The organism is Ottowia sp. VDI28 (genome assembly GCF_049532675.1).
GTDB lineage: Bacteria > Pseudomonadota > Gammaproteobacteria > Burkholderiales > Burkholderiaceae_C > Ottowia.
On sequence record NZ_CP149820.1, the window covers coordinates 5,987,727 to 6,012,574 of the forward strand.

The 24,848-nt window shown below is 63.0% G+C and carries 18 protein-coding genes and 3 pseudogenes; 8 read left to right on the forward strand and 13 right to left on the reverse strand.

Annotated elements, in window-relative coordinates; all coding sequences use genetic code 11:
* The first annotated feature begins 14 nt into the window (after window positions 1–14).
* Both WJU18_RS28415 and WJU18_RS28420 read left to right on the forward strand, forming a co-directional pair.
* The gene (locus WJU18_RS28415; protein ID WP_423457524.1) at window positions 15–1,004 is read left to right on the forward strand and encodes a Bug family tripartite tricarboxylate transporter substrate binding protein; all 990 of its coding nucleotides are present in this window, start codon (window positions 15–17) and stop codon (window positions 1,002–1,004) included.
* 85 nt (window positions 1,005–1,089) lie between these two features.
* A pseudogene (locus WJU18_RS28420) lies at window positions 1,090–2,639 on the forward strand (class I adenylate-forming enzyme family protein).
* A 28-nt stretch (window positions 2,640–2,667) separates the two neighbouring features.
* Here WJU18_RS28420 and WJU18_RS28425 read toward each other — a convergent pair.
* From WJU18_RS28425 to WJU18_RS28470, 10 genes are all read right to left on the reverse strand, one after another.
* A complete protein-coding gene (locus tag WJU18_RS28425; RefSeq protein ID WP_423457526.1) occupies window positions 2,668–3,636 on the reverse strand; it encodes a PDR/VanB family oxidoreductase in 969 nt (322 codons plus the stop codon).
* Window positions 3,637–3,640: 4 nt separating this feature from the next.
* Window positions 3,641–4,699 (reverse strand): Rieske 2Fe-2S domain-containing protein, encoded by a 1,059-nt coding sequence (locus WJU18_RS28430; RefSeq protein WP_423457528.1) that lies wholly within the window; start codon window positions 4,697–4,699, stop codon window positions 3,641–3,643.
* Window positions 4,700–5,722 carry a Rieske 2Fe-2S domain-containing protein gene (locus WJU18_RS28435; RefSeq protein ID WP_423457529.1) on the reverse strand — a complete coding sequence of 341 codons (1,023 nt, stop codon included), beginning with the start codon at window positions 5,720–5,722 and terminating at the stop codon, window positions 4,700–4,702.
* A gap of 28 nt (window positions 5,723–5,750) precedes the next feature.
* Window positions 5,751–6,905 carry an ABC transporter substrate-binding protein gene (locus WJU18_RS28440; protein ID WP_423457531.1) on the reverse strand — a complete coding sequence of 385 codons (1,155 nt, stop codon included), beginning with the start codon at window positions 6,903–6,905 and terminating at the stop codon, window positions 5,751–5,753.
* A 122-nt stretch (window positions 6,906–7,027) separates the two neighbouring features.
* A complete protein-coding gene (locus WJU18_RS28445; protein WP_423457533.1) occupies window positions 7,028–7,825 on the reverse strand; it encodes an IclR family transcriptional regulator in 798 nt (265 codons plus the stop codon).
* Window positions 7,826–7,885: 60 nt separating this feature from the next.
* Window positions 7,886–9,088 carry a PepSY-associated TM helix domain-containing protein gene (locus WJU18_RS28450; RefSeq protein WP_423457535.1) on the reverse strand — a complete coding sequence of 401 codons (1,203 nt, stop codon included), beginning with the start codon at window positions 9,086–9,088 and terminating at the stop codon, window positions 7,886–7,888.
* Window positions 9,089–9,090: 2 nt separating this feature from the next.
* Window positions 9,091–11,589 (reverse strand): TonB-dependent siderophore receptor, encoded by a 2,499-nt coding sequence (locus WJU18_RS28455; RefSeq protein ID WP_423457537.1) that lies wholly within the window; start codon window positions 11,587–11,589, stop codon window positions 9,091–9,093.
* A gap of 515 nt (window positions 11,590–12,104) precedes the next feature.
* A complete protein-coding gene (locus tag WJU18_RS28460) occupies window positions 12,105–13,148 on the reverse strand; it encodes a FecR domain-containing protein (protein ID WP_423457539.1) in 1,044 nt (347 codons plus the stop codon).
* Entirely contained in the window at window positions 13,115–13,642 is a 528-nt protein-coding gene (locus WJU18_RS28465) for a sigma-70 family RNA polymerase sigma factor (protein WP_423457541.1), read from the reverse strand. Before WJU18_RS28465 ends, WJU18_RS28460 begins: the two co-directional genes overlap by 34 nt.
* 92 nt (window positions 13,643–13,734) lie before the next feature.
* A complete protein-coding gene (locus WJU18_RS28470; RefSeq protein WP_423457543.1) occupies window positions 13,735–14,529 on the reverse strand; it encodes an exodeoxyribonuclease III in 795 nt (264 codons plus the stop codon).
* Between the two features lie 12 nt (window positions 14,530–14,541).
* Between WJU18_RS28470 and pyrE the strand changes: the two genes are divergently transcribed.
* A complete protein-coding gene (pyrE, locus tag WJU18_RS28475; protein WP_423457545.1) occupies window positions 14,542–15,240 on the forward strand; it encodes an orotate phosphoribosyltransferase in 699 nt (232 codons plus the stop codon).
* Window positions 15,237–15,944 carry a DUF4124 domain-containing protein gene (locus WJU18_RS28480; RefSeq protein ID WP_423457547.1) on the forward strand — a complete coding sequence of 236 codons (708 nt, stop codon included), beginning with the start codon at window positions 15,237–15,239 and terminating at the stop codon, window positions 15,942–15,944. The genes pyrE and WJU18_RS28480 overlap by 4 nt, the downstream gene beginning before the upstream one ends.
* A 101-nt stretch (window positions 15,945–16,045) precedes the next feature.
* Here WJU18_RS28480 and gatB read toward each other — a convergent pair.
* The 3 genes and pseudogenes from gatB to gatC form a co-directional block, all read right to left on the reverse strand.
* Window positions 16,046–17,502 (reverse strand): annotated as a pseudogene (gatB, locus tag WJU18_RS28485) (Asp-tRNA(Asn)/Glu-tRNA(Gln) amidotransferase subunit GatB).
* Window positions 17,502–18,973, reverse strand: a pseudogene (gatA, locus tag WJU18_RS28490) (Asp-tRNA(Asn)/Glu-tRNA(Gln) amidotransferase subunit GatA). The pseudogenes gatB and gatA overlap by 1 nt, the downstream one beginning before the upstream one ends.
* Window positions 18,970–19,269: an Asp-tRNA(Asn)/Glu-tRNA(Gln) amidotransferase subunit GatC gene (gene gatC, locus WJU18_RS28495; protein WP_423457548.1), complete on the reverse strand. Its 300-nt coding sequence runs from the start codon at window positions 19,267–19,269 to the stop codon at window positions 18,970–18,972. The pseudogene gatA and the gene gatC overlap by 4 nt, the downstream one beginning before the upstream one ends.
* A 222-nt stretch (window positions 19,270–19,491) precedes the next feature.
* On the opposite strand from gatC, the gene WJU18_RS28500 reads away from it, so the two are divergent.
* The 4 genes from WJU18_RS28500 (at window position 19,492) to mrdA (ending at window position 24,758) form a co-directional block, all read left to right on the forward strand.
* Window positions 19,492–20,535, forward strand: coding sequence for a rod shape-determining protein (locus WJU18_RS28500; RefSeq protein WP_423457550.1), 1,044 nt, complete (start codon window positions 19,492–19,494; stop codon window positions 20,533–20,535).
* A gap of 744 nt (window positions 20,536–21,279) precedes the next feature.
* Entirely contained in the window at window positions 21,280–22,278 is a 999-nt protein-coding gene (gene mreC / locus WJU18_RS28505) for a rod shape-determining protein MreC (RefSeq protein ID WP_423457552.1), read from the forward strand.
* Complete coding sequence (mreD, locus tag WJU18_RS28510; protein WP_423457554.1) at window positions 22,275–22,793, forward strand: rod shape-determining protein MreD; 519 nt, start codon at window positions 22,275–22,277, stop codon at window positions 22,791–22,793. The genes mreC and mreD overlap by 4 nt, the downstream gene beginning before the upstream one ends.
* Before the next feature lie 15 nt (window positions 22,794–22,808).
* A complete protein-coding gene (gene mrdA / locus WJU18_RS28515) occupies window positions 22,809–24,758 on the forward strand; it encodes a penicillin-binding protein 2 (RefSeq protein ID WP_423457556.1) in 1,950 nt (649 codons plus the stop codon).
* Window positions 24,759–24,848: the final 90 nt, after the last annotated feature.

Below are 24,848 nucleotides of genomic sequence, written 5' to 3' on the forward strand. Positions count from 1 at the left end.
TCAGGAGACACCTCATGCCAACCTGGTTCTCAGCCATCCGTGTCCGCTTTTCCAGTTGCATTGCCTTGGTTCTTCTCATCCACGGGGCGCCCGCCCTCGCGGATGAAGCCTGGCCCAGCAGGCCGGTACGCTTCGTGGTGGGAGTGCAGCCCGGCGGTACAAACGATGCCATCGCGCGTTCCATCGCGAAAGCCTTGAGTGAACGCATAGGCCAGCCTGCCCTGGTCGAGAATCGCCCAGGAGCCAGCGGCAACATCGGCGCCGAGTATGTGATGCGTTCCGCTCCCGATGGCTACACGTTCTACGTGCCTACTTCTTCCATCGCTATCCGGCCCGCGCTCTACAAGGAGATGAGTTTCAGTTTCACCAAGGACTTCAAGGCCGTCGCACTGCTGGCAAAGGTGCCCAACATCATCTCCGTGAACCCCGCGGTTCCGGTCAGCAATCTCAAGGAACTCATCGAGTATTCAAAGAAGAATCCAGGGCTTGTGACCTACGGCTCAGGCAGCGCCGGCTCTTCAGGCCACATCACGGCGGAGAGTATCAAGCTGGCCACAGGCGCGGACTGGCGCCATGTGCCTTATAAAGGGATAGCGGGAGCGCTGAACGACGTCATGGCAGGCCATATCAAGGCTGTCGTGGACAATCTGCCTTCGTCACTCCCGCTGGTGCGCAATGGCAGCCTCAAACCCATTGCCGTCACCGGCGCTGCGCGCTCGCCATTGCTTCCCCAGGTGCCCACGGTGGCGGAATCCGGGTTGCCCGGCTTCGAGATGGTGGCGTGGTTCGGTTTGATAGCGCCGCGCGATACGCCTCAGCCTATCGTCGACCGGGTCAATGCCGCAGTGGCCGATGCGCTGGGCAACAGGGACCTACGAACGCAATTTGCACGCGAAGGGGCTGACTCCTCGCCCATGAATCCCGAGGAGTTTCATAATTACATCGTGTCGGAAACCGCCAAGTGGGGTGATATCGTTCGCAAAGCCAACGTCACTCTGAATTGAAGTACGAACGAGTTGATCCAGCTTCCAGCCCATCACATCACCAATGGCCCTGCCTCAGTCACCGGAAATACCGTCAAGCATCTCCATGGATGCCAGCTTTGCAAGCATCCCTGATCTTATCCGGCAGCATGCGCGCCAAAATCCCACGCACAAGGCGCTTGTGGATGGCAGCGACCCCTCTTCCAGCCTCGATTACCGGGCACTTGATGAGCGCATGGACCGCATCGCGGCCGCGCTGCAGGCCAATGGCTTGCGGGCCGGCGACAGCATTGCGGTGTGTGCCCCGGCGTCGGTGGACTATGCGGCCGTGTTTCTTGGCGCGCTACGGGCAGGCGTCGTAGTGGCCCCGCTCGCACCGGGATCCACGCCAGAGGCGCTTACCCGCATGCTGGCCGATGCTCAAGCCCGCCTCTTTTTCCTGGATGAAGATACCGCGGCCAGAATGCCTGTGCCAGGCACCGACGCTCCCACGCGTATTGGGCTCAATGGCTCCACCGGCAGGCTCTCGCTTGACGCCTGGCTCGCCCGCGACGGCAACCAAGCGCCCGAGTTTGCCGATCTGCAGCCTGGCTCGCCTTTTAACATCATCTACTCCTCGGGCACGACCGGCGTGCCCAAGGGAATCGTGCAGTCCCACGGCATGCGCTGGGCTCATGTACAGCGCGGGCGGCCCTACGGCTACAGCGCGCAAGGCGTCACTGTTCTGGCCACTCCGCTTTACTCCAACACCACGCTGGTGTGCTTTTTCCTACGCTGGCCTTTGGCGGCTGCGTGGTGCTCATGCCCAAGTTCAGCGTCGACGTTTACCTGGCACTATGTGAGCAGCATGGGGCAACTCACACGATGCTGGTGCCTGTGCAATACCAGCGGTTGATGGCGAGCGAGGCTTTCGATCGGCACGATTTGTCCCGCTTCGTCTCCAAATTCTGTACCAGCGCGCCCTTTTCCGCCGCGCTCAAGGCCGAGGTGCTGCGGCGCTGGCCTGGCGGGCTGATCGAGACCTACGGTATGACCGAAGGGGGCGGCACCTGCCTCCTGGAGGCCCATCTTCATCCCGGCAAGCTGCATACCGTGGGCCAGCCCGCGAAAGGCAGCGACATTCGCCTCATTGATGAGGAAGGCCGTGAAGTTGCCACGGGCGAGGTCGGCGAGGTGGTCGGCCATTCTGCCGGCATGATGATCGGCTACCACGGACAGCCCGAGAAAACACGGGAAGTCGAGTGGTTCAATCCCGAAGGCAAACGCTACATTCGCACCGGCGACATCGGCCGCTTCGACTCAGACGGCTTCCTGAGCCTCCTCGACCGGAAGAAGGACGTCGTGATCTCCGGCGGGTTCAATGTCTATCCGAGCGATCTGGAAGGGGTTTTACAACAGCACCCCGCCGTGCTGGAGGCCGCCGTGGTGGGCGTGCCCTCGGCGCAATGGGGAGAATCTCCCATGGCTTTCGCAGTCCTTCGCCCAGGGGCTGCGTTGTCGGAAGATCAACTTTTAGCCTGGACGAATGAGCGGCTTGGCAAGACGCAGCGCTTGGTGGCCTTGCAGTTGGTTCCTGAATTGCCGCGCAGCCCTATTGGCAAGGTGCTCAAACGCGACCTGCGAGACACTGCTTCGCAAGCATCCCGAGCCTCCTGAACGGAGGTTACGCCAGGGCGTGTTTGCACTAAAGATCCAGCACCAGCCTGCCTGACTTCGCTCGCGAGCAGCACGGAAGAAACTGGTCGTTGGACGCCTGCTCGGCGGCCGTCAGGTAGACGTCGCGGTGATCAGGTTCGCCGCCCAGCACGCGAGTAAGGCAGGTGCCGCACACCCCTTGCTCGCACGATGTTTCGATGTGCACGCCTTGCGCGGCCAGGGCCGCGATGACAGTTTGATCGGCTGCTATGGGGACCACCCGGCCGGAGCTAGCCAGTTGCACTTCGAATGCGCCATCGCCTTCCATCGTGACGGGTTCGGCGCTGAAGTATTCCTGGTGGAGCTGGTCATCGGCCCAGCCGCCGCTCCTGGCGCAGGCCAGCACGGCATCCATGAAACCTTTGGGGCCGCAGGTATACAAGTGAGCATCGGCACCTGCCGGCACCAGCAACGCCTGGAGGTTAGGTGGGGCCGCAGGCGCTTCATCGAAATGAAAGTGAGCATGCGCGGAAAAGCGGGAGGCGCGGATCCGGCCGATGAAGGCAGCTCGCTCCGCCGAGCGCGCGAAGTAGTGGAGCGTGAAGGGGCGGTCCATTTGCGCCAGACGCTCGGCCATGCACAGCAGCGGCGTGATGCCGATACCGCCCGCCAGCAGCAGGCTGTGCCCGCGCGCGTTCGCCAGCGGAAAATGGTTTCTGGGCTTGCTGATCACCAGCACGTCGCCCAAGTGGACCGCCTCGTGCATGGCCCGGGAGCCGCCTCGACCGTCCGGCACGTTGAGGACCGCGATCTGATAGCGATGCGATTCGCTCGGATCGTTGCACAGCGAATACTGGCGCGTGAGGCCGCCCGGAACCGCCACGTCGACATGCGAGCCGGCTTCGAAGGCCGGTAACGGCACGCCGTCTGCGCTGACAAGCTCGAAAGAGGTGATGCCGAGTGCGGTCTGATCCTTCCGCGCGACTCGAACGCGCAGACTCTCGATGACCTGGTTCATGGAGCTATCCGGGTTGCTGCGCAACCTGCCTGGTGCGGATCTCGTCGAGCACACGGCGGTATCGGACGGGGCCGCCATCCACCGACAAAAGCACAGGGCGAGCGGTTTGTTCGCCCACTTTGTCGATCACACGTTGCTGCGCCTCGATCATCGGCTCGTCTTCCGTCACGAAGGCCTTTCGGCGGAGCACCTTGAGGTCTTCCATGATCTTCGCGTGCACATCGTCAGGAAACGGCAGCGGGTTCTGGCGAACCGCGGCGAAGTGGTACACCGTCTTGCGCTCGTTCACGGGCGTCAGAAGATGCAGCCCGAAAATGCCGGTCCCTTCGCTTCGTGGCGCTCCGACCGCCGTGACCCCGGCGTTGTTGAGCAGGCAGGAGGGGGCCATCCAGGTGATCGCGGACCAGTGATCCACCAGACTCCCGTCGCGGCGGAACAGCATGTCGAACAGGCCGGGAGGTTTTACGTTGGGCATCCAGCGCGATACCGTGACCGAGTCGCCTTCCTGTGTCACGGCTATATCCGCCGCCACCGTGCTGTCGTTGCCCAGCACGCCGCCGTGGAGAAACGCCACATGCGAGAGGTCGAGCAGGTTGTCGATGACCAACTGGTAGTTGGCCTCCATCTTCAGAACATCGCGATAGGTCACATCCTTGGGGGCCGCGCGGTCAATGACGGACAAGTCCGGGATCAACGCAGGGTCTGCCGGCTGATCGCCAGTCCATACCCAGATCAGGCTGTGGCGCTCGATCACGGGATAGGAACGAACCCGCAGGGCTACCGGGATCACGCCCTTGCCGTGGGGGTTCACCGCACAGGCACCGGTCGCATCGAACTGCAGGCCGTGGTAGCCGCATTGCAGGTTGCCGTTGGGACACACCCGCCCCATGTGCAAAGGCGCGGAACGGTGGGGGCAGCGGTCGTCCAGGGCGGCGGGGATGCCGTCCGGCATTCTGTAGATGGCGATGTCGTGCCCCGCGATCTCGCGCTGCACCACTTTGCCTGGTTCGAGGGCCTCCGCCCACATGGCCACATACCAGGCGTTCTCGATGAAGCTGCTCATTCAGGACTCCTTCTCAGCCTGCAGGCGGGCCGACAGCAGCCGGCGGAACTGGGTCAGCCCGACATCCGCTCCGATGGCCACCATCGTCACGGGCTTGCCTTCGCCCAGCCGCCGTGCCTGGGCTTCGATCATGACCCGATCCTCCTCGAACGCGGCCACGATGTCATCGAAAATCTTGCTCGTGATCTCCTCGTCGGCGATCGCGAAGTTGCGAGGCACCGCGTAGAAATAGTGCGAGCTTCCAGTGGTTTCCGGCGTGACGGCCTGGCAGCTGCGAAACTCCAGGGCGTCCTGGTACCGGCCTTCGGGCGCGCCGGTGCCCGTGGCCTGCACACCGGAGTGCATGATGAGTATTCCTGGCACCTTGAAATCGTAGAAGTGCCAGCGGTCGACCCGGCCCGCGAAGCTGGCCACGCGGGCGTGGAAAGGCGCAGGCACCTCGTCCAGCAACCAGCGCTCGACGCGGACACCATCGGCCTGCGGCTTGACGACGGGCTTGCTCTTGGCGATGTTCTCGGTGCCGCCCAAGGTGGTCGGATGCACGTACCCGATGTGCGAGAAATCCAGCAGGTTGTCGCAGATCAGCAGATGAGGCGCGTCATAGTGGTAGTAGCCCGGTTTGTAGGCCCACTCGGTGCTGTCAAGCGACCAGGTATCCGGAATGGCGCTGGCATCGGCGCTTTCAGGCGCGCCCATCCAGATCCAGATCCAGCGGTTGCGCTCCACCACCCGATAGCTGCGCGCGCACATGCTGGGCGGGATACGGTCCTGGCCCGGGATTTCCACACAGCGGCCGTCGGCGCCGAACTTCACGCCGTGGTACATGCAGCGCAGTTGGCCGTTCTCGATCCGCCCCATCGACAGCGGAGCCGCCCGGTGGGGACAACGATCCAGCAAGGCCACCGCTTCGCCCGCGGTATCCCGGAAGAAACAGATGGGCTCCCCGAGGATGGTACGGCTGAAAGGCTTGTCGCCCACTTCATGGGACCAGGCCGCCACATACCAGCAATTCTCAACGAACATATTCAACATTGATGGAACCTCGGTTCTCCTACTGTTTGTCCATGAGCTTCCATGTGCCGCCTTCAACGCGCACGATCGTCCGCGAGCGGCGGTCCAGGCCCACGTGGTCGGTGGGCGTCATGTTGTAGACCCCTTGGGTGCCTTCGAACTCCTTGGTCTGCTCCAGCGCATCTCTCAACGCAGCCCTGAACTCTTTCGTGCCGGGCTTGGCCTTTGCCGCCGCTACCGGAATGGCATGGGCCGCCAGCAAGTAGGCGTCGTAGGCATTCGAGATGAACGTATTGCGGGTGCCGGCGCCGAATTTTTTCTCGTAGCGCGACACGATATCGACCGACTTCGCGCGGGCGGGATGTGACGCGGGAAGCTGGTCACTGATGAGCAGGGGCCCAACCGGCAGGTAGGTGCCCTCAGCGCTCTTACCCGCGACGCGCAGAAAATCATTGTTGGCCACGCCGTGGGTCTGGTAGATGCGCCCCTTGTAGCCACGTTCAGCCAGCGTCACCTGCGGCAGAGCCGCCGGTGTGCCGAAGGCCGCGATCAGAATGGCGTCGGGCTTGGCTGCCATCAGCTTGAGCGCTTGCGCGGTCACGGAATTGTCGCTGCGCTCGAAGCGTTCCACGCCAACGATCTTGATGTTCGCCTTTTCAGCCAGCGGGCGCAGCACCTTGAGGTATCCCTCGCCCGTTGCATCCGCGAAGCCGAGAAAGCCCACGGATTTGGCGCCTGCCTTGGCCATATGCTCCACGATGGCTTCCACCATCATCGAGTCGTTGTGCACCGGCTTGAAGACCCAGCGCCTGACCTTGTCGACAGGATCGACGATGGCTGCACCTGCCCCCATGGAGAGCATGGGCGTCTCACTTTCCGCCGCCACCTCGGTGATGGCCAAGGAGCCGGGCGTGGTGGTAGAGCCGATCAATACGTCGACACGATCTTCATGCGTGAGTTTGCGGGCATTCTGCACAGCCCTGGTCGAATCTGATCCGTCGTCCAGCACAATGACCTGCACGGGCATGCCATTGATGCTGGATGGCAGCAGATCGAACACGTTCTTCTCAACGATGCCCAGCGAGGCGGCCGGACCTGTTTCAGAAACCGTCACGCCGATCTTGACCTGTGCATGCGCTGCGGCCGATGTCAGCGCGGCGGCCAGGAACACCCCGAGCAAGCGGGTCTTTCGCATCTTTGTCTCCTAGAAAGCTATCGTGGAAGGGCTGGTCCGGTGCCTCTTGGCGGCACCGTGACAGGCACTTCAATCTAACGAGAAAGGATGCGGCGGGGCGAGCAGCGTTTACCTATCGTAAATTATTGATCCAAGTCCTCCAACCCTTCGTAGCCCAGTTTTGCTGAGAACTCGGCAGCAACGCGGCGCATGGCGGCGGCGCTTTCCCCGTCTGGTTGCCAGTCGAATCCCTGCACCAGCCCCAGCAATGTCAGGGCGCCCGCGAGGGTGCCGCCGGCGCCCAGCACGGGCGCGGAGATCGCCGCGACATCCGGCAGCATGATTCCCGAGCCCACCGCAACGCCGCATTTCCTGGCGTCCCCGATCCGCTGGCGCAAGGTGTCCTCAAGGCCGCGCCGCGCGCGCGGCGCGGCGGCGCGGAGTTCCGACGCCATCACCGCCGCTGTCTGCGGAGGCGGGAGCCATCCGGAGAAGACGATGCCCGTGACCGAGTGCAGCAGCGACATCTTGGTGCCAAGCCGCGCGAAGACGGTCAACGGGCTGAGGCCTTGCTGCCACCGCACAATCACCGCCCCGGTCGGCTGCCAGATGCAGAAGAATGAGGAGTAACCGGTCTCTTCGCTGAGCTTGGCGAGAAACGGCGCGCTGAAGTGCTGTACTTCAAGCCGGTCGACCGCGGTAAGGCCCAGGCGAATGGCAAGGTCGCCCAAGGCGTAGCGAACCGGCCCCTCGGAGCGCCGGACCAGCCCCGACCTGCACAGGCTCACCAGGTAGTGATGGAGTTGCGGTTTCGGCAGGCCGGTGACTTGCGCAAGCGCAGCCAGACCCAGCGCTTCACGCGAAGCGCGCAGGGCTTCCAGGATGAACGCCGCGGTCTCCACTGCCGCGACACCGCGTTGCGGTGTACCGGGGGTGCTCACGATTGATTCGGCCTCATGCAGCTTGCATTCCGTTCTGATTGATCGAATGCAGCCGTTATATCAGCGCGCCATCAACCGAGCGCGCCGTTTCTTTATCCATATCATGAGCCCTGTCACAACGAGACCCAGCACCGCGATGCCCAGCACGCAGACGAACACCTGGTAGGGCCGGCCAAACACCTGGGCCATATGCAGTGCCCCCAACCAGTTGCTCACCGTATTGCCGGCCGGACCGCCCGTGGGCAGCCAGCGCCCCAACGGCGCTCCGGTGTCGGCATCAATCAGCAGGGCCGTATTGCCGACTTCGCGGCGCAGGTCTGCCGTGGAATGCACCATGTAGGCGTATACGCCTCGGCGCCGGTCCAGTTGAAGCCGCTCTTCCCAATCCACGGTAAAGCCCACTTCCATGGCCATGCCATGCATGGCGTGCCGCGCGGCTTCTCGGGCGGCACGCCAATCCAACTGAGGGGACACCACAGGCTTGGCGCGCCAAGGCACGGTGCGCCAGGAATCGTCAAAAGGCAGGACAACGCCCATGACTGGCCGGAACACCGGCTCACGCAAATTGAACATGACACTCGACCAGGCAAACAGCAACAGCACCGCCCATAGCCAAAGGCCGCCAGCGCGGTGCAGATCCAGCGTGGCGCGGTAGGCTCCCGCACGCCATTTGAGGAGCCAGGAGGTTTTCCACTTGGGCATGAAGGGCCTGCCTTTCGGAAAGGTGAGGTACGCCCCTATGAAGCAGTCCAGGGTCCAGATGAGGGAGATGACGCCCAGCAGCACCGTTCCCCACAACCCGGGCAAGGCCAGGCTATGGTGCACCTTGTAGAGCAGAGGCACGATCTGCTGCGCCGAAAAGGCGATTGCTTCGCGGGCGCGCCTTCCTTGAATCTGGCCGGTGTGCGGGTCGACGAAAACCTCGTCGTAGTCCAGCACATGGAACTTGCCGGTTTGGCCATCGGGATTCGAGGCTACCGGAAAGCGTGCGGTGCGGCCCGCGTGCAAGCCCAACACCACAGTATCGACACGGCCCTGGGGGGCCACTTGCCGCTGCACGCGCTCGCGCAGCTCGAACGCATCGAGAACGGGAGCGCTGGCCGGAGAAGCCGCGATGAAAAGTTCAGGTGCCAGCCAGGCGTCGAGGTCGTCCCGGAAAGCCAGCGCGCTGCCTGTAATGGCGGCAACCGCCAGAAAGGCGGCCATCAACAGGCCGGCGTAGCGGTGCAGCGCGACGAGGTGCGCGCGTCCGATGCGGCGCACGCTTACCAGCGATAGGTAGCCCGAACAATGGCGTTGCGGCCGTCCCCATAGAAGCAACTCGTGGTGCCGTAGTAGCAGGACTGCACGTAGGTCTTATCGAACAGATTGCTGATGTTCAGTGCAATGCTCCATGGCCCCCGGTCGTAGCTGAGCATGGCGTCGAACACGGTGTAGGCCGGCAGTTGGGCGGGCGTGGGCGTACTGCCCAGCACATAGCCACTGGTGCCCACGATGCGGCGCACCCCCACCCCCATCTTCACGCCGGGCAGCAGGTTCTGGGGCAGCCGGTAGCTTGCCCACAGGGACAGGTTGTGCCTCGGCACGCCCGGCGGCGCGGTACCTTGGTCACCATTATTGCTGCGGGTGATCTCGGTGCGGGTATAGCTGTAGGCGCCCATCAGCTCAATGGAGCGGTTGAGGCGAGCCTTGGCCTCCAGCTCGATCCCCCGGGACTTGATTTCGCCGGCCTGCACCGAGTAGCCGGCGTGATCGGGATCAGCGGTCAGCATGTTGGTCCGGCGCAGATCGAAGACAGCAGCCATCATCGATACCGGGCTATCGGGAGATTCGTACTTGATGCCCGCCTCGTACTGCCGCCCCCGCGTGGGCTTGAAGGGGTTATTGTTGTAATCCAGCGCGCCCGCCTCGGGTTCGTAGGAGGTGGCAGCGCTCAGGTACGGCGCCCATCCGTTGTCCATCAGATAGACCGCGCCGATGCGGCCGGTCGTGGCCGAATCATTGTTGCGCAGGGACACGGACGTGACAGGGCTCGTGGCCGAGCCGTTGGTCAAGGTGCCGTTGACCTTGCTGCGCGCGCGGTCGTGCCGCAGGCCCGCCATCAGCACCCATCGCTGGTTGATCTTCACCTGCTCCTGAAGGTACAGGCCGAGTTGGGAAGTATCCGTGTGAAGGATGCGGCTGGGCTGCGCATTGGGCACGATGGGCAATCCGTAGACCGGATCGAACAGGTCAAGGGGGGCTGCGGTGCCCCGGCGTTCGTTGCGAATCCAAGGGACATCGGCGTAGTCGATGCCAGCCAGCGTGGTGTGCTCGAACACGCCATGACGCCACTTGGCTTCGACCTGGGTATCGATGTTGAAGGACTTGTAGTCGTCAGCCCTAATGAAGGCGAACCGGTTCAGCCGGCGCTGGTCGGCCTGCATGCCTGCCCCATAGGCAGAATCCCAGATCATGTCTGACTCGTAGTGGCGCGCGTTCTGCCGCAGGCTCCAGGTATCGTTGAAGCGATGCTCGAACAGGTAGCCCAGCGACCAGGTCCGGGTTTCATAGCGATCGAATCCAGGCTCGCCCGTGAAGGTGCCGCGGCCCAGTGGTCCATTGGGGTTGGGCAGTACCGTGCCGCTCACCGGCAAGCCCCAGTTATAGGCGGTCTTGGTTTTCTGGTACGAGCCCAGCAATGTGAGCGACGTGTTCGCGGATGGTCGCCAGGTGAGGGCTGGCGCCACGTACTGGCGGTCATTGGGAATGTAGTCCGTCTGTGTATCGGCATCCCGGCCCATGGCGGTCAGCCGGTAGGTCCACTCCCCGCTTTCATCGATTTTGCCGCCCAGATCCAACCCGATCTGCTTGTGGTTGTGGCTGCCCAACTGCACGTTGATTTCCCGTTGAACTTCACTGCCAGGCCGCTTGGACACCACGTTGATCAGACCTCCTGGGGTGACTTGGCCGAACAGCACGGAACCCGGGCCGCGGAGCACGTCGATGCGCTCGATGCCGTAGGGCTCGACGGTCGAGGCGTACATGGCGGGGGCTTGGCGCAAGCCGTCCCGGAATACCGGCGTATTCGATGATGTGGCCAAGCCTGCCGCAAAGCCGCGAACGTTGAAGGAATCATCGGTCAGGTTCACACCGCGCGTGCCGATCAGCCCGGGCGTGTAGCGCAAAGCGTCCTGCAAGGCAGGCGCGGCGCCCTGTTCGTCTATCTGATCGCGCGTGACCACGCTGATGGCTTGCGGAACCTCCACGTTGGGGGTGTCTGTCTTGGTGGCGGTGGAGGTGCGGCGTGCCTGGGGGCTGAAAGCGGACCCGTCGCTCTGTGCGCTGGCAGTCACCGTCACTGTCGCCAACGTGGGCCCCGGTGTGGTATCGGCCGTGGACGCCGGCACGGCAACAGGTGCCGCGCGCAGCGCATAGCTTCCATCGGACCGGCGGACGGCCTGCAGCCCTTGGCCGCGCAAAAGCGCCATGAAGCCCTGCTCGATGGAAAAATTGCCAGACAACCCCGCGCTGCCCTTGCCCTGTGTCATGGCGGCTGGCGCTGACAGAAATATGCCGGCCTCCTCTGCAAAGCGGTTCAGCGCCGCCGTCAGAGTCCCCGCGGGAATGTCAAAGCGCCGCACTTGCTCTGCCCCGGCTTGCGCTTGCGCGCTCGGCGACCAACCGGCAGCGGCGAGTATGGTGCCTGCAGCCGCCAAGCGGATCGTGAGTGCGGCAAGACGGAAACCGGGCCTGGATGAACAGGCGATGGCTGGGCGGGGCATGAATGATCCTCTCGAGAATTCACAAGGCATCGAGACGGCCATCAAGCGCACAAGCCCAATCTGATTGCCGTCTCTTATCTTCTGAATCGGATGAGATCGAAAAAGGGGAACTCGCTGCGTCAATTTTTTGCAAGAGCGGCTTCAGGCGCCTTGCCTCTGCTCTCGTCATTCCCGCGCAAGCGGAAATCCAGGCGGCGGTGAAAAGGTAGCACTGGATTCCCGCCTGCGCGGGAATGACGGGAAAAGGCTCTTGGAATACGCTTAAAGCCACTTCTGAATTGAATGAGATCAAAAAAGGAACGCGCTGCGTCAATTTTTTTGCAGGAGCGGCCTCAGGCGCCTTGCCTCTACTCTCGTCATTCCCGCGCAGGCGGGAATCCAGGGGTGGTGAAAAGATGGCACTGGATTCCCGCCTGCGCGGGAATGACGGGGAAAGGCTCTTGCAGTGCGCTTTAAAGCCACTCCTGGAGAAACAGATCCTCTCAATTCAGAAGCGCGAAAGTGCCGCTTTTCTCTTAACGTGCCTCGACGACAACCCACCAAGGCAGGGTGCGGCGCACCCGGATGGGCAGGGACTGCTCCAGCATGGAGAGCGTTCGGTCGGGGTCGTCGGCGGGGTACACGCCCATGACCTTGAGATCCGCCACTTCCGGCGCCACGCTGATGTACCCGTGGCGGTAACGGCCCAGTTCCTCCAGCAGCTCGCCCAAGGGCAAGTTGTCCGCCGGCAGACTGCCTCGGCTCCAGGCCTCGCGCACCCGGTCGGCGGGCATGGATGCCGAGATGAATTCAGCATCAAAAACCGCAGCCTGGCCAGCCGGTACACGTTGAACCTTGCCTTCGCTGGTGCGGATCTTCACAGCGCCTTCGAACACGTCGAGCCGGGTAACAGACTCCATCAGGCGCACCGAGAAGCGGGTACCCAAGGGTTGCAGCCGGCCGTGGCTTACGTCTACATAAAGCGGGCGCTGCAAGCTGTCGGAGCCGGTTTGAACCAGGATTTCGCCCTGGAGAAGGGTCAGATGGCGCTGGTTGGCGTCATAGCCTGCATTGAGCGCGGTGCGCGTATTCAGCCAGACGCGCGTGCCGTCGGCCAGGACGAGATCGCGGCGCTCGCCGGTGCCCGTATGGTGGTTCGCGCGTGCCGCCATGATCCATTCAGGGCCTGGTGAGTGCCGCCAGCCCATCCACAAGGCACCGCTGGCCAGCACGCCAGCCAAGGTGTTGAACACCTGACGGCGTTTGACGACAGCATGACGGGCAGCCCCCACCGCCGCGGCGGCCGCGCCACGCGGCCCGGCGCCGCGAACCGGATCGAACTTGCGGCTGACTGCCTCGATATGCGCCCAAGCCGCCTCGTGCTCTGGAGCCTGCGACAGCCAGCCTTGCCAAGCTAGCCTGTCCGCATCCGTTGCGTTTTCATCGCGCAAGGTCGCATACCACTGGGCCGCCTGATGGAGATTCTCGGCACTCAGCTTGCTCCCCGTTTTGCGGTGCTCGCCAACGCTTGCAGGAAGGGCGGGCGTCAGCTGTTGAGTCCGGCCTCGATCAGCGCGCATTGCAACATTCCCTGGGCGATGTATTTCTTGACCATGCGTTCAGAAACGCTCAATTGAGCCGCGATGTCCCGGTAGAGCATGCCTTCCACCTGAGACATGATGAAAGCCGCCGCCGCCTTCTCCGAGAGTTTTTCAAGCAGGCGGCTGATCTCCAGCAGGGCCTCGATCACGATGGCCTGATGTTCCGGCGATGGTGCGGCTGATTCCGGCATGGCCGCGAGGGTCTGCAACCATGCGGTTTCGATCTCGCGGCGGCGCCAGAGATCAACGCACAAGCCGTTGGCGGCTGTGCGGAGGTAAGCGCGGGCTTCTCCGAAGCTGTTGAAACCGCGGCTGGCGGGTTTGATGAGAAGGCGGACGAAGGTGTCGTGAGCGAGATCCGCTGCATCGGAGGCATTGCCCAAGCGCCGATGCAGCCAGCCCTGCAACCACCCATGGTGATCGCAGTAGAGGGTCTCCACTGAGGGAGTAAAAGCGTAGGCCGGCGCGCTCACAGGAAGTTCGGACCGCGGGTAGCGGTGCCGCGGCCATCAATGGTTTAGCTATAAATGAGAACTATTCTCAAATATAACATCAATGATGTTGGCTACAACTTCATGTCGTAATCAATGCTGATGGGCGCGTGGTCAGAAAATTTCTCGTCTTTATAGATCGACTCGTAGCGTGCCAATTGGGCAATGGCGGGCGTGGCCAGGTGGTAGTCCAGGCGCCAACCTACGTTCTTGGCGTAGGCCTGGCCGCGATTGCTCCACCATGTATAGGCATCGCCGGTGGTCTCGGGCTTCAGGTGACGGTAGACATCCACCAGCGCAAGCTCGTCGATCACGCGAGTCATCCAGGCGCGCTCCTCGGGCAGGAAGCCGGAGTTTTTCTGGTTGCTTTTCCAGTTCTTCAGGTCGATTTCCTTGTGGGCGATGTTCACATCGCCGCACAGCACGAATTCGCGCTGGGCCTTGAGTTGATGCAGATAGGGGAAAAATTCCGCCAGGAACCGAAACTTGGCTTCTTGCCGCTCGGGGCCGGAAGATCCACTGGGGAAATAACAGCTCACCACCGAAAACTTGCGCTTGGGCGTGTCGAAGCGCGCCTCCAGGTAGCGCCCCTCGGGATCGAATTCGGGTGAACCGTAGCCAGCGATGACTTCGCTCGGCTCATGGCGGGTATAAATGCCCACACCGGAATAGCCTTTCTTGCTCGTGGCAAGATGGAAGTGCCCGTTCATACCGGCCAGCACTTCGAAGCGGCCGGCCAGGTCAGGCTGCTGTGCCTTGATTTCCTGTACGCAAATACAATCCGGACGGTGCTTTTCCAGCCATGCCTCCACGCCCTTGGTAGCGGCCGAACGGATCCCGTTGAGATTGAGGCTGGTGATCTTGAACAAAGGAAGTTCTCCATGAAATCGGACGAAACAGTGTCCGCGAACGCCGAACGCGATACGCTGGCGCAAGAATTCGTGCAGTTTGCCATCGAGGCCGGCGTGCTGCGCTTTGGCGAGTTCAAGACCAAGGCGGGCCGCCTGTCGCCCTACTTTTTCAATGCCGGCCTGTTTGACGACGGCGCCAAGATGAGCCGGCTGGCTCAATTCTATGCACGCGCGCTGCTGGCCTCCGGTATTGAATTCGACGTCATCTTCGGCCCGGCCTACAAGGGTATTCCCTTGGGCGCCTGTGTAGCCGTGGAACTGGCCCGGTTAGGCCACAACAAACCCTTTGCCTACAACCGCAAGGAAGCCAAGGACCATGGCGAAGGCGGCATACTGGTGGGCGCGCCCCTGAAGGGCCGGGTGCTGATCGTCGACGACGTGATGTCAGCCGGCACGGCGGTACGCGAGTCGATCGCGCTCATCCGCGCCGCTGGCGCCATCCCGCATGCGGTGGCCATTGCGCTCGACCGGCAGGAGCAAGCCACCGAAAATGGCAAGGATGTGGCCTGGAGCGCGGTGCAGTACGTCCGAGAAACCTTGGGGTTACAAGTTTGTGCCATCGCACAGTTGGCGCACTTATTGCTACATCTACGTTCTAGTGACAATTTTTTGCCGCATTGGCAAGCTGTGTCGGCCTATCGGGCCCGATATGGCGTTGAGCAAGGGTGAACTTCACAAAATCGCTACTACTATTTGCCACATCGCGTCCATCCCGTCTGATCACGGCTGCGATGGGCTTGATGGCGCTTTGCTGCGCGGTACTGGCCCAACCGACGCCTCCGAACCAGGGTGCTTCCGGGCCCGGCATCTATAGTTGCGTTGATGCCCAGGGCAAGCGCCTGAGCGCGGACCGCCCCATCGCGGATTGCAGTGACCGCGAGCAGCGGCAGCTTTCCCGCAGTGGCGTCACCCGCCGGACGATCGGCCCGACCATGAGCGTCAACGAGCGCGAAGCGCGTGAAGCTCGCGAACGGGAGGCTGTGCTGACCCGGCAGCGCGCGCAGGAAAACATGCGGAGGGATCGGGCACTGCTCAGCCGCTACCCGGACAAGGTGACACATGATGCCAGCCGGCGCGACGCCCTGGCCCCTACGCAAAGCGTGATCGATGCGGCAGGCCTGCGCATCACCGAACTGGCGCATGAACGCAAGGCGCTCGATGACGAAATGGAGTTCTACCGCAAGGACCCGTCGCGCGCACCGGCCCAATTGCGCCGCCGCCTGGAAAGCAACGCGCACAGCGTGCAGCAACAGCAGCAAGCCATTGCCGAACAGACCGCGGAGCGAGGACGCATCAACGCCCGTTTTGACGAAGAGCTGGCCCGTCTGCAGCAGCTGTGGGGTGGGCAGCCGAACCTCCGGATGGCCAAATAGGCTGGGTTCTTACCGTATCTTGATTTTTGTGGGAGCGGCCTCGGGAAATACCGTGCTGCGGAGGCTGGGCGGGTTTGAAACCCGCCCCTGCGGTCGCCCGCTCAGCTTTCCAGCTTTTGCCGGAGCAGCGCATTCACCTGCGCCGGGTTGGCCTTGCCTTTGCTGGCTTTCATGGCCTGGCCGACCAGCGCGTTGAAGGCCTTGTCCTTGCCGGCCTTGAACTGAGCCACGTTGTCCGGGTTGGCGGCGATCACCTCGTCGAGGATCTTCTCCAGGGCGCCGGTATCATTCATCTGCTTGAGGCCCTTGGCCGCGATCAGCGCATCGACCTCGGAGCCTTCGCCCGACCACAACGCATCGAACACCTGGCGCGCGGCGGCATTGCTGATGGTGCCGTCCTGGATGCGCTGAATGAGCGCGGCCAGTTGCGCGGCCGATACCGGCGCGGCCTCGATGCCGATCTCGCCGGTATTCAATCGGCGCGACACCTCACCCATGATCCAGTTGCTCGCCAGCTTGGCTTGGCCGCTGGCTTTGGCCGCCTGCTCAAAATAAGCCGCCATGGCGGTTGATTGCGTGAGTGTGACGGCGTCGTATTCCGGCAGGCCATAGTCCGCCACGAAGCGCTCAACCATCTTGCGCGGCAGTTCAGGCATCTGAGCGCGCGTTTCCTCGACCCATTGCTCTGAAACACATAGCGGCGGCAGGTCCGGGTCAGGGAAATAGCGGTAGTCGGCCGAGTCTTCCTTGGTGCGCATGGCACGGGTTTCGCCGCTGTCGGGATCGAACAGCACGGTGGCCTGCTGGATCTTGTGGCCGTCTTCGATCTGCTCGATCTGCCAGCGGATCTCGAAATCGATGGCCTGCTGCATGAACTTGAAGCTGTTCAGGTTCTTGATCTCGCGCCGCGTGCCCAGGGGCTCGCCCGGCTTGCGGACCGACACGTTGGCATCGCAGCGGAACGAACCTTCCTGCATGTTGCCGTCGCAGATGCCGATCCAGGTGACGATTTTGTGCAGTTCCTTGGCGTAAGCCACCGCCTCTTCGCTGCTGCGGATATCCGGCTCGGTCACGATTTCGAGCAGCGGGGTGCCCGCACGGTTCAGATCGATGCCGCTCATGCCGTCGTAATCTTCGTGCAGCGATTTGCCGGCGTCTTCTTCGAGGTGCGCGCGCACCAGGCGCACGGTTTTTTCTCGTCGCCCAGGAAGAAAGAGACCTCTCCGCCCTGCACCACCGGGATCTCGAACTGGCTGATCTGGTAGCCCTTGGGCAGGTCAGGATAGAAGTAGTTCTTGCGCGCAAAGATGCTGCGGGGAGCGATGTGCGAGCCCAACGCCAGCCCCAGCTTGATGGCGCACTGAACGGCTTCGCGGTTCATCACCGGCAGCGTGCCGGGCAGCGCCAGATCGACCGGGCTGGCCTGCGTGTTGGGCTCGGCCCCGAACGCGGTCGAGGCGCGGCTGAAGATCTTGCTCTTGGTTTGCAGTTGGGTGTGTGTTTCGAAGCCGATGACGACTTCGTAGCCTTGAATCAACTTGGGAGAGCTTGTGGTCATCAGAAACTCTCCGGACGGCGAAGATGGAAATCGGTGGCTTGCTGCAAGCGGTGCGCCACGTTGAGCAAACGCCCTTCCTGCATGTAGTTGCCGATCAACTGCATGCCGACGGGCATGTCGCCCTCGCCAAAACCAGCCGGCACGCTCATGCCAGGCAGGCCAGCCAGCGACGCGGGCAACGTGAAGATATCGGCCAGGTAGTCAGCCAGCGGATCGGCGCCGTGCGCGCCCAGGTGCCAGGCTACGGTAGGAGCCACCGGGCCAGCGATTACGTCGCACTGCTGGAAGGCCTGCTGGAAATCGCCCGCGATCATGCGGCGGATCTTCTGCGCTTGCAGGTAGTAGGCATCGTAGTAGCCATGGCTCAGCACGTAGGTGCCGGTCATGATGCGGCGCTTGACCTCTTCGCCGAAGCCTTCGGCGCGGGTCTTCTTGTACATGTCTTCCAGATCGGTGTAGTTCTTGGCGCGATGGCCGAACTTCACGCCGTCGAAGCGGGACAGGTTGGAGCTGGCTTCTGCCGGGGCGATGACGTAGTAGACAGGAATCGCGAGCTCGGTGCGCGGCAGCGAAATCTCGACCACCCGGGCGCCCAGCTTCTCGTACTCCTTCAGCGCGCCTTCCACGGCCGCGCGCACGTCGGCGGACAGACCCGCGCCAAAGAACTCTTTCGGCAGGCCGATGCGCAGGCCTTCGATGCTTTCGTTCAAGCCGCGCGTGAAATCCTCGGCCGGCACATCGAGCGACGTCGAATCGTGATCCGGATCGGGGCCGCAGATGCTGGAGAGCAGCAGCGCGCAATCTTCGGCCGTGCGGGCCATGGGGCCGGCCTGATCGAGGCTGGAGGCGAAGGCGATCATGCCGAAACGCGAGGCGCGCCCGTAGGTGGGTTTGATGCCGGTGACGCCGCAGAAGCTGCCGGGCTGGCGGATGGAGCCGCCGGTATCGGTGCCAGTGGCGGCGGGCGCCAGCCTGGCTGCAACGGCCGCAGCGCTGCCCCCGAGGAGCCGCCGGGCACGCGCGTGATGTCCCAGGGATTCTTCACCGGGTGATAGGCCGAGTTCTCGTTGGCAGAGCCCATTGCGAATTCATCGCAGTTGAGCTTGCCCAGGCAAACCATGCCCTGGCTGGCCAGGTTGGCGACCACGGTGCTGTCAAAGGGCGATTGGTAGCCCTGCAGCATCTTCGAGCCCGCAGTGGTGGGGAAATCCTTGGTGACGAAGACGTCCTTGTGGGCGATCGGCACGCCAGCCAGCAGCGGGGCATTGCCTTGGGCCAGCCGGGCATCGGCCGCCTGGGCCTGCGCCAGGGTGACGGCTTCATCCCGGGCCAGATACGCACCCAGGCTTTCATGCTCCGCGGCGCGGCGCAGGAAATGCTGCGCCGCCTCCATAGCGGAAACCTCGCGTGCGCGCAGGCGGGCAGCCAACTGGGCCACGGTCAGATCATGCAAATCAAGCGCGGCGGTCATTCGATCACCTTCGGCACGAGGAACAGGCCGTCTTCCACCGCAGGGGCGCTGCGCTGGTTGGCTTCACGCTGATCGGGCTCGCTCACCACGTCGTCGCGCAATCGCAGCTGCACATCCTGGATGGCAGCGATAGGATGCGGCAGCGGCTCCACGCCCGTGGTGTCCACAGCGCGCATGGCCTCGACAATGGAAAAGAAGTCGTTGAGCTTCGTGAGCATGCGCTCACTTTGCTCATCGCTCAACTCGAGCCGCGCCAAATGGGCGATGCGCTCAATGTCAGGACGGGTCAGAGACATGGGAAAAACAGAGAAAACGGCCGGAAAGCCGAACTGAAACTAATTGTAAATTCGAACTTCGGGACGCACGGCATCCCGAGTCCCCGCAGGGGGATGCGTTATTATCCCGCCTTTGATGCGTGATGCTGGAAACGGCCCGTATCTGCTCGAAAAACACCCTAATTTTGCGGCGAAACCGCTGGTGGCGGCGGTAGGGATGCTCTGCATCCAAGAGGACAATTCATGTTTGGAGCTTTCCGTCGGTACTTCTCCACCGACCTGGCGATTGACCTGGGCACCGCCAACACCCTGATCTACGTACGCGACAAAGGCATCGTGCTCGATGAGCCTTCGGTCGTGTCCATCCGCCACGAGGGCGGCCCGCAAGGGAAAAAGACCATCCAGGCCGTGGGGAGCGAAGCCAAGGCGATGCTCGGCAAGGTGCCCGGGAACATAGAGGCCATCCGGCCCATGAAAGACGGCGTGATCGCCGATTTCACAGTGACCGAGCAGATGCTCAAGCAGTTCATCCGTATGGTTCATCCGCGCGGCCTGCTCAAGCCCAGCCCGCGCATCATCATCTGCGTGCCTTGCGGCTCCACCCAGGTCGAGCGCCGTGCGATCCGCGAATCCGCGCTCGGCGCCGGTGCCAGCGAGGTCTACCTGATCGAGGAACCCATGGCCGCCGCTATCGGTGCAGGCCTGCCTGTCAGCGAAGCCAGCGGCTCCATGGTGGTGGACATCGGCGGGGGCACCACCGAGGTGGGCGTGATCTCGCTCGGCGGGATGGTCTACAAGGGTTCGGCCCGCGTAGGCGGCGATAAATTCGACGACGCCATCATCAACTACATCCGCCGCAACTATGGCATGCTGATTGGCGATCCCACCGCTGAGGCGATCAAGAAGCAGATCGGCAGTGCTTTCCCTGGCAGCGAAGTCAAGGAAATGGAAGTCAAGGGCCGCAACCTCTCCGAAGGCGTGCCCCGCAGCTTCACGATCAGCAGCAACGAAGTGCTGGAAGCGCTCACCGAGCCACTCAACAGCATTGTTTCCGAAGTCAAGAAAGCGCTGGAAGAAACGCCTCCCGAGCTGGGTGCCGACATCGCCGAGCGCGGCATGATGCTGACCGGCGGCGGCGCCCTGCTGCGCGATCTCGACCGCCTCCTGGCCGAGGAAACCGGCCTGCCCGTGCTGGTGGCCGAAGAGCCGCTGACCTGCGTGGTGCGCGGCTGTGGCATGGCACTGGAGCGCATGGAACGCCTGGGCAGTATCTTCACGAGTGAATAGGCCCCCCTGAGGCGCTGCGCGCCTTCCCCCAGGGGACGCTGCCGGCGGCCTGGCGGAGCCAGCTCCGCGGCAGCCTTGAATGGCCTGCTCCGCGGCCATCTGATTTGGGTTTACGCATCTCCTCCGCTCGCGTATGCAGACGTTTCGAATCGCAGCAACCCCGCTTGAGCGCAGCGAAAGCCCGGTGATTCGCAGGCCGAGCGTAGCAATGGCCCGAGTCACGGGTCCCCTCTGGACGTGCCGAGGAGCACAGAGCGAGGGGTGGGCAAGGGCACTGCAAGATGCCCTTGCTTCGTGCTCTGACTTGCTGCAGCTGTTTGAGCGGCGTGAACGAAGTGAACATAGCGAGTTCTGCAGCACCTCCCCTCGATCGAGCACCGCAGGTTGCCCGCAGCGAAGCGAAGGGACACGTCCAGTGGGGTCGCCTTTCTTTGGCCTACGTTTCTTTGGCGACGCAAAGAAAGGTAGGTGCACCGCCGGGGGCAATCCCGGCCTCCGACCTTGGATGAGTAACAAAAGGCCATTAAGAAGCAGAGGGCCGCTCAGATCCACACGCCGTGAAAGCCCTCACCCCCCTCTCCCAGAGGGAGAAAGAGAGGGAACAAAACCTCACGGCCGCCCGCCATCATCCCAAGCGCCTCAAAAAAAATGACTAGCGCACCAGTATTTTTAATATCACCTGCTCATCTTTCAGGAGCATCGGCGATACTCAAGCTCTAGCCGCCGCAGCGCCTCTCACCAGCCATGCCGCTCGAAACACTCGACCGCACGCCTCCGCCCTTCTTCAAGCAAGGGCCATCGGCATTGTCGCGCCTGGTGTTCTTCAGCGCCCTGGCGCTGTTTCTGATGGTCGCGGATGCGCGCTTTCACGTCGCCCAGCCGCTGCGCGCCGCCATCGCCACCGTGCTGTACCCTGCGCAGTGGCTAGCCCTGCAGCCGGTGCAGATGATCGAAAACCTCACGGGCTATCTGACCGAGCTCAAGACCGCCCGCAAAACCGAAGAGGCGGCGCGCATGAAACTCGCCGAGCAATCGCAGCGCGCCGGCCAGGTCGAGCAGCTCCTCCTCGAAAACGAACGCCTGCGCCAGTTGCTCGCACTGCGTGACCGCGTTCAGGTCTCGTCGGTGGCGGCGCAGGTCCTGTACGACGCCACCGACCCTTTCAGCCGCCGCGTGGTGATCGACAAAGGCCAATTGCAGGGCATCGCACCCGGCTCCCCGGTGATGGATGAATGGGGCGTGCTCGGACAGATCACGCGGGTGTACCCCTTCGTCAGCGAAATCACCCTGTTGATCGACCGCGACCAGGTCATCCCCGTGATGAACGCGCGCACCGGCACACGCAGCGTGGTCTACGGCATGCCCGCCTCGCACGGCGGCATGCTGGAGTTACGCTACGTGTCGGTCACGGAAGACGTACGGGAAGACGACCTGCTCACCACCAGCGGTGTCGATGGCGTTTATCCGCCAGGCCTGCCGGTGGCACGGGTGACGTCGGTCGACCGGCAGAGCGACTCGAGTTTCGCGCGCATTCAATGCACGCCGCTGTCCAAGATGCAAGGCGTCACGCACGTGATGGTGCTCTCACCTGTGGAGCCCGCGCAAACGCCAAGCTCAGACGCCAGCGCCCCTGCCGCGAAATCAGCCGCGCAGGGAGCATCCGCCAGCGCGCCGGCAGCATCGGCGGCTTCAGCCGCACCGCAGGGCGCCCGCCCATCCACCTCCCGAGGAGCACGCCGATGATCATGCCGCCCGGCCGGCAATTGCTGCTGCCCGCCAGCCCCATCTTCATCTGGGGCAGCCTGCTGGCGGCGCTGATGCTGGATCTGCTGCCGATCGGGCGCGTGGCCTGGCGGCCTGATTTCCTGGCCCTCGTGCTGGTATTCTGGAACGTGCACCAGCCGCGCCGCGTGGGGCTGGGCGCGGCCTTCATCTTCGGCCTGGCCCTGGATGTGCACCAAGCCTCGCTGCTCGGGCAGCATGCGCTCGCCTATGTGGTGCTGATCTACTTCGCGATCATGATCCACCGGCGCATCCTCTGGTTTTCCGTGCCGGGCCAAGCGGTGCAACTCATTCCGCTCTTTGCCGCCGCGCACGCGATCACCATTGTGCTGAGGCTGATTGGCGGCTCGCCGTTTCCAGGCTGGGAGGTGCTGCTGGCCCCCGTGCTCGAAGCTGCGCTTTGGCCCATCGTGAGTTATATATTGCTGGCACCACAGCGCCGCGCACCCAACCCCGATGCGAACCGGCCGCTTTAAAGAGACGGCAACCCCATGACCGAATTGCGCAATGTCGAAGCCGACCTCAGGCGCTTCCGCTTGCGCCTGCTCGTGGTCGGGCTGGTCATGCTGCTGGCCTTCGGGCTGGTGGCCACACGCCTGTATATCCTGCAGGTGGTGCGCCATGATGCCTATGCGGAACGCGCCGAAACCAACCGCACCGCCGTCGTACCGATCGTGCCCAACCGCGGCGACATCCTGGATCGCAACGGCGTGGTGCTGGCCACCAACTACAAGGCGTACACACTGGAGATCACGCCCTCGCGCGCCAAGCCGCTGGAAGAAACCATCGACGCCGTCAGCCAGGTAGTGGAGATCACCCCGCGCGACCGCAAGCGCTTCAAGCGCCTCATGGACGATTCACGCAACTTCGAATCGCTGCCGATACGCATGCGCTTGTCGGACGAGGAAGTCGCCCGCTTCGCAGCCCAGCGCTACCGTTTTCCGGGCGTCGAAATCAAGGCACGGCTGTTTCGAACCTACCCGCTCGGCGAGGTCGGCTCGCACGTGATCGGCTATATCGGCCGCATCAATCAGGCTGAGAAGGAGCGTCTGGAAGACTCGGACGATGACGCCAACTACCGCGGCACGGACTACATCGGCAAGCTCGGCATCGAAAGCAGTTATGAGCGCATGCTGCACGGCACGACAGGTGTCGAGCAGATGGAAACCTCGGCCGGCGGCCACGCCGTGCGCAAACTGGCCAGCCATCCGGCCACGCCAGGCGATTCGGTGCGCCTCTCGCTCGACATCAATCTGCAGAAACTGGTGGAAGACCTCTACGGCGAACGGCGCGGCGCGCTGGTGGCACTGGATCCTCGAAACGGCGAAGTGCTGGCTTTCGTAAGCAAGCCCACCTACAACCCGAACCTTTTCGTGGAAGGGATCGATCAGGAAACCTGGGACGAGCTGAACACCTCGATCGCCAAACCGCTGCTCAACCGCGCCATCCGCGGCACTTACCCGCCCGGATCCACCTACAAGCCCTTCATGGGCCTGGCCGCCCTGGAAACAGGCAAGCGAACCCCCAGCGCGGTGGTCATGGACGGCGGTTCATGGACCTTCGGGGGACACACTTTCCGCTCGGGCCATGCGCTGGGGCCGGTAGACCTCAAGCGAGCCATTACCCTGTCGAGCAATGTGTACTTCTACCAATTGGCCAACGACATGGGCGTGAACGCCATCCATGATTTCATGAAGCCGCTGGGCTTTGGCCAGGTCACCGGCATCGACATTCCGGGCGAGTTGCGCGGCGTGCTGCCCTCCACCGAATGGAAGCGCAAAGCCTACAAACGCCCTGAGCAACAGCGGTGGTATGCCGGCGAAACCATTTCGCTCGGTATCGGGCAGGGATACAACAACTTCACCATGCTGCAGATTGCACAGGCTGCAGCCATTTTGACCAACAACGGAGTGCGCCACACGCCGCACTTTGTCAAGGCGCATAAAAGTCCCGCCGCCCAGGAGTTCATCGATATTCCACAGCCGCCAGGCGAAGACCTGGGCTACAAGCAGGAGCACATGGACGTCGTGCGGCGCGGCATGGTGGGCGTCACGCAAGAAGGCACTTCCAGACGCGTGTTCGCTGGCGCCCCCTACATCTCCGGCGGCAAGACAGGCACCGCGCAGGCGATCACCATCGGCCAGAAAGGGCGCTACAACGCCGCCAAGCTGGCCGAGTATCAGCGCGATCACTCACTCTACCTGGGCTTCGCACCCGCGGACAACCCGCAGATTGTGGTGATCTCCATTGTTGAAAATGCGGGCTTTGGTGCTGCGGCTGCCGCGCCGCTCGTGCGAAGGGTCATGGACTACTGGCTGGCGGGCATCTACCCCAGCGAACAAGACATTGCAGCAGTGCAGCGCGGCCAGGCCGGGCCTCCTATCGGCACTCCGCGCACCGTGAGCGAAATGGCCATTTCGCCACCCACCATCGCGCCGTAACTGATTCTGGCCGTCGGGCCAGAAGGCCTCTCGGAACAATGAAAGCCTGAAGGGTTGGCAAGAGGGACATGGCGCGGGTATCGGCCCAGC

What these genes read in the sequence shown, in the direction of transcription:
- mreD (WP_423457554.1), top strand. Translation starts at nt 22,275, where the DNA reads ATGATCATGCCGCCCGGCCGGCAATTGCTGCTGCCCGCCAGCCCCATC.
- WJU18_RS28425 (WP_423457526.1), bottom strand. Translation starts at nt 3,636, where the DNA reads ATGAACCAGGTCATCGAGAGTCTGCGCGTTCGAGTCGCGCGGAAGGAT.
- WJU18_RS28455 (WP_423457537.1), bottom strand. Translation starts at nt 11,589, where the DNA reads ATGCCCCGCCCAGCCATCGCCTGTTCATCCAGGCCCGGTTTCCGTCTT.
- WJU18_RS28500 (WP_423457550.1), top strand. Translation starts at nt 19,492, where the DNA reads ATGTTTGGAGCTTTCCGTCGGTACTTCTCCACCGACCTGGCGATTGAC.
- gatC (WP_423457548.1), bottom strand. Translation starts at nt 19,269, where the DNA reads ATGTCTCTGACCCGTCCTGACATTGAGCGCATCGCCCATTTGGCGCGG.
- WJU18_RS28460 (WP_423457539.1), bottom strand. Translation starts at nt 13,148, where the DNA reads ATGCGCGCTGATCGAGGCCGGACTCAACAGCTGACGCCCGCCCTTCCT.
- WJU18_RS28440 (WP_423457531.1), bottom strand. Translation starts at nt 6,905, where the DNA reads ATGCGAAAGACCCGCTTGCTCGGGGTGTTCCTGGCCGCCGCGCTGACA.
- pyrE (WP_423457545.1), top strand. Translation starts at nt 14,542, where the DNA reads ATGAAATCGGACGAAACAGTGTCCGCGAACGCCGAACGCGATACGCTG.
- WJU18_RS28415 (WP_423457524.1), top strand. Translation starts at nt 15, where the DNA reads ATGCCAACCTGGTTCTCAGCCATCCGTGTCCGCTTTTCCAGTTGCATT.
- mrdA (WP_423457556.1), top strand. Translation starts at nt 22,809, where the DNA reads ATGACCGAATTGCGCAATGTCGAAGCCGACCTCAGGCGCTTCCGCTTG.
- WJU18_RS28435 (WP_423457529.1), bottom strand. Translation starts at nt 5,722, where the DNA reads ATGTTCGTTGAGAATTGCTGGTATGTGGCGGCCTGGTCCCATGAAGTG.
- mreC (WP_423457552.1), top strand. Translation starts at nt 21,280, where the DNA reads ATGCCGCTCGAAACACTCGACCGCACGCCTCCGCCCTTCTTCAAGCAA.
- WJU18_RS28430 (WP_423457528.1), bottom strand. Translation starts at nt 4,699, where the DNA reads ATGAGCAGCTTCATCGAGAACGCCTGGTATGTGGCCATGTGGGCGGAG.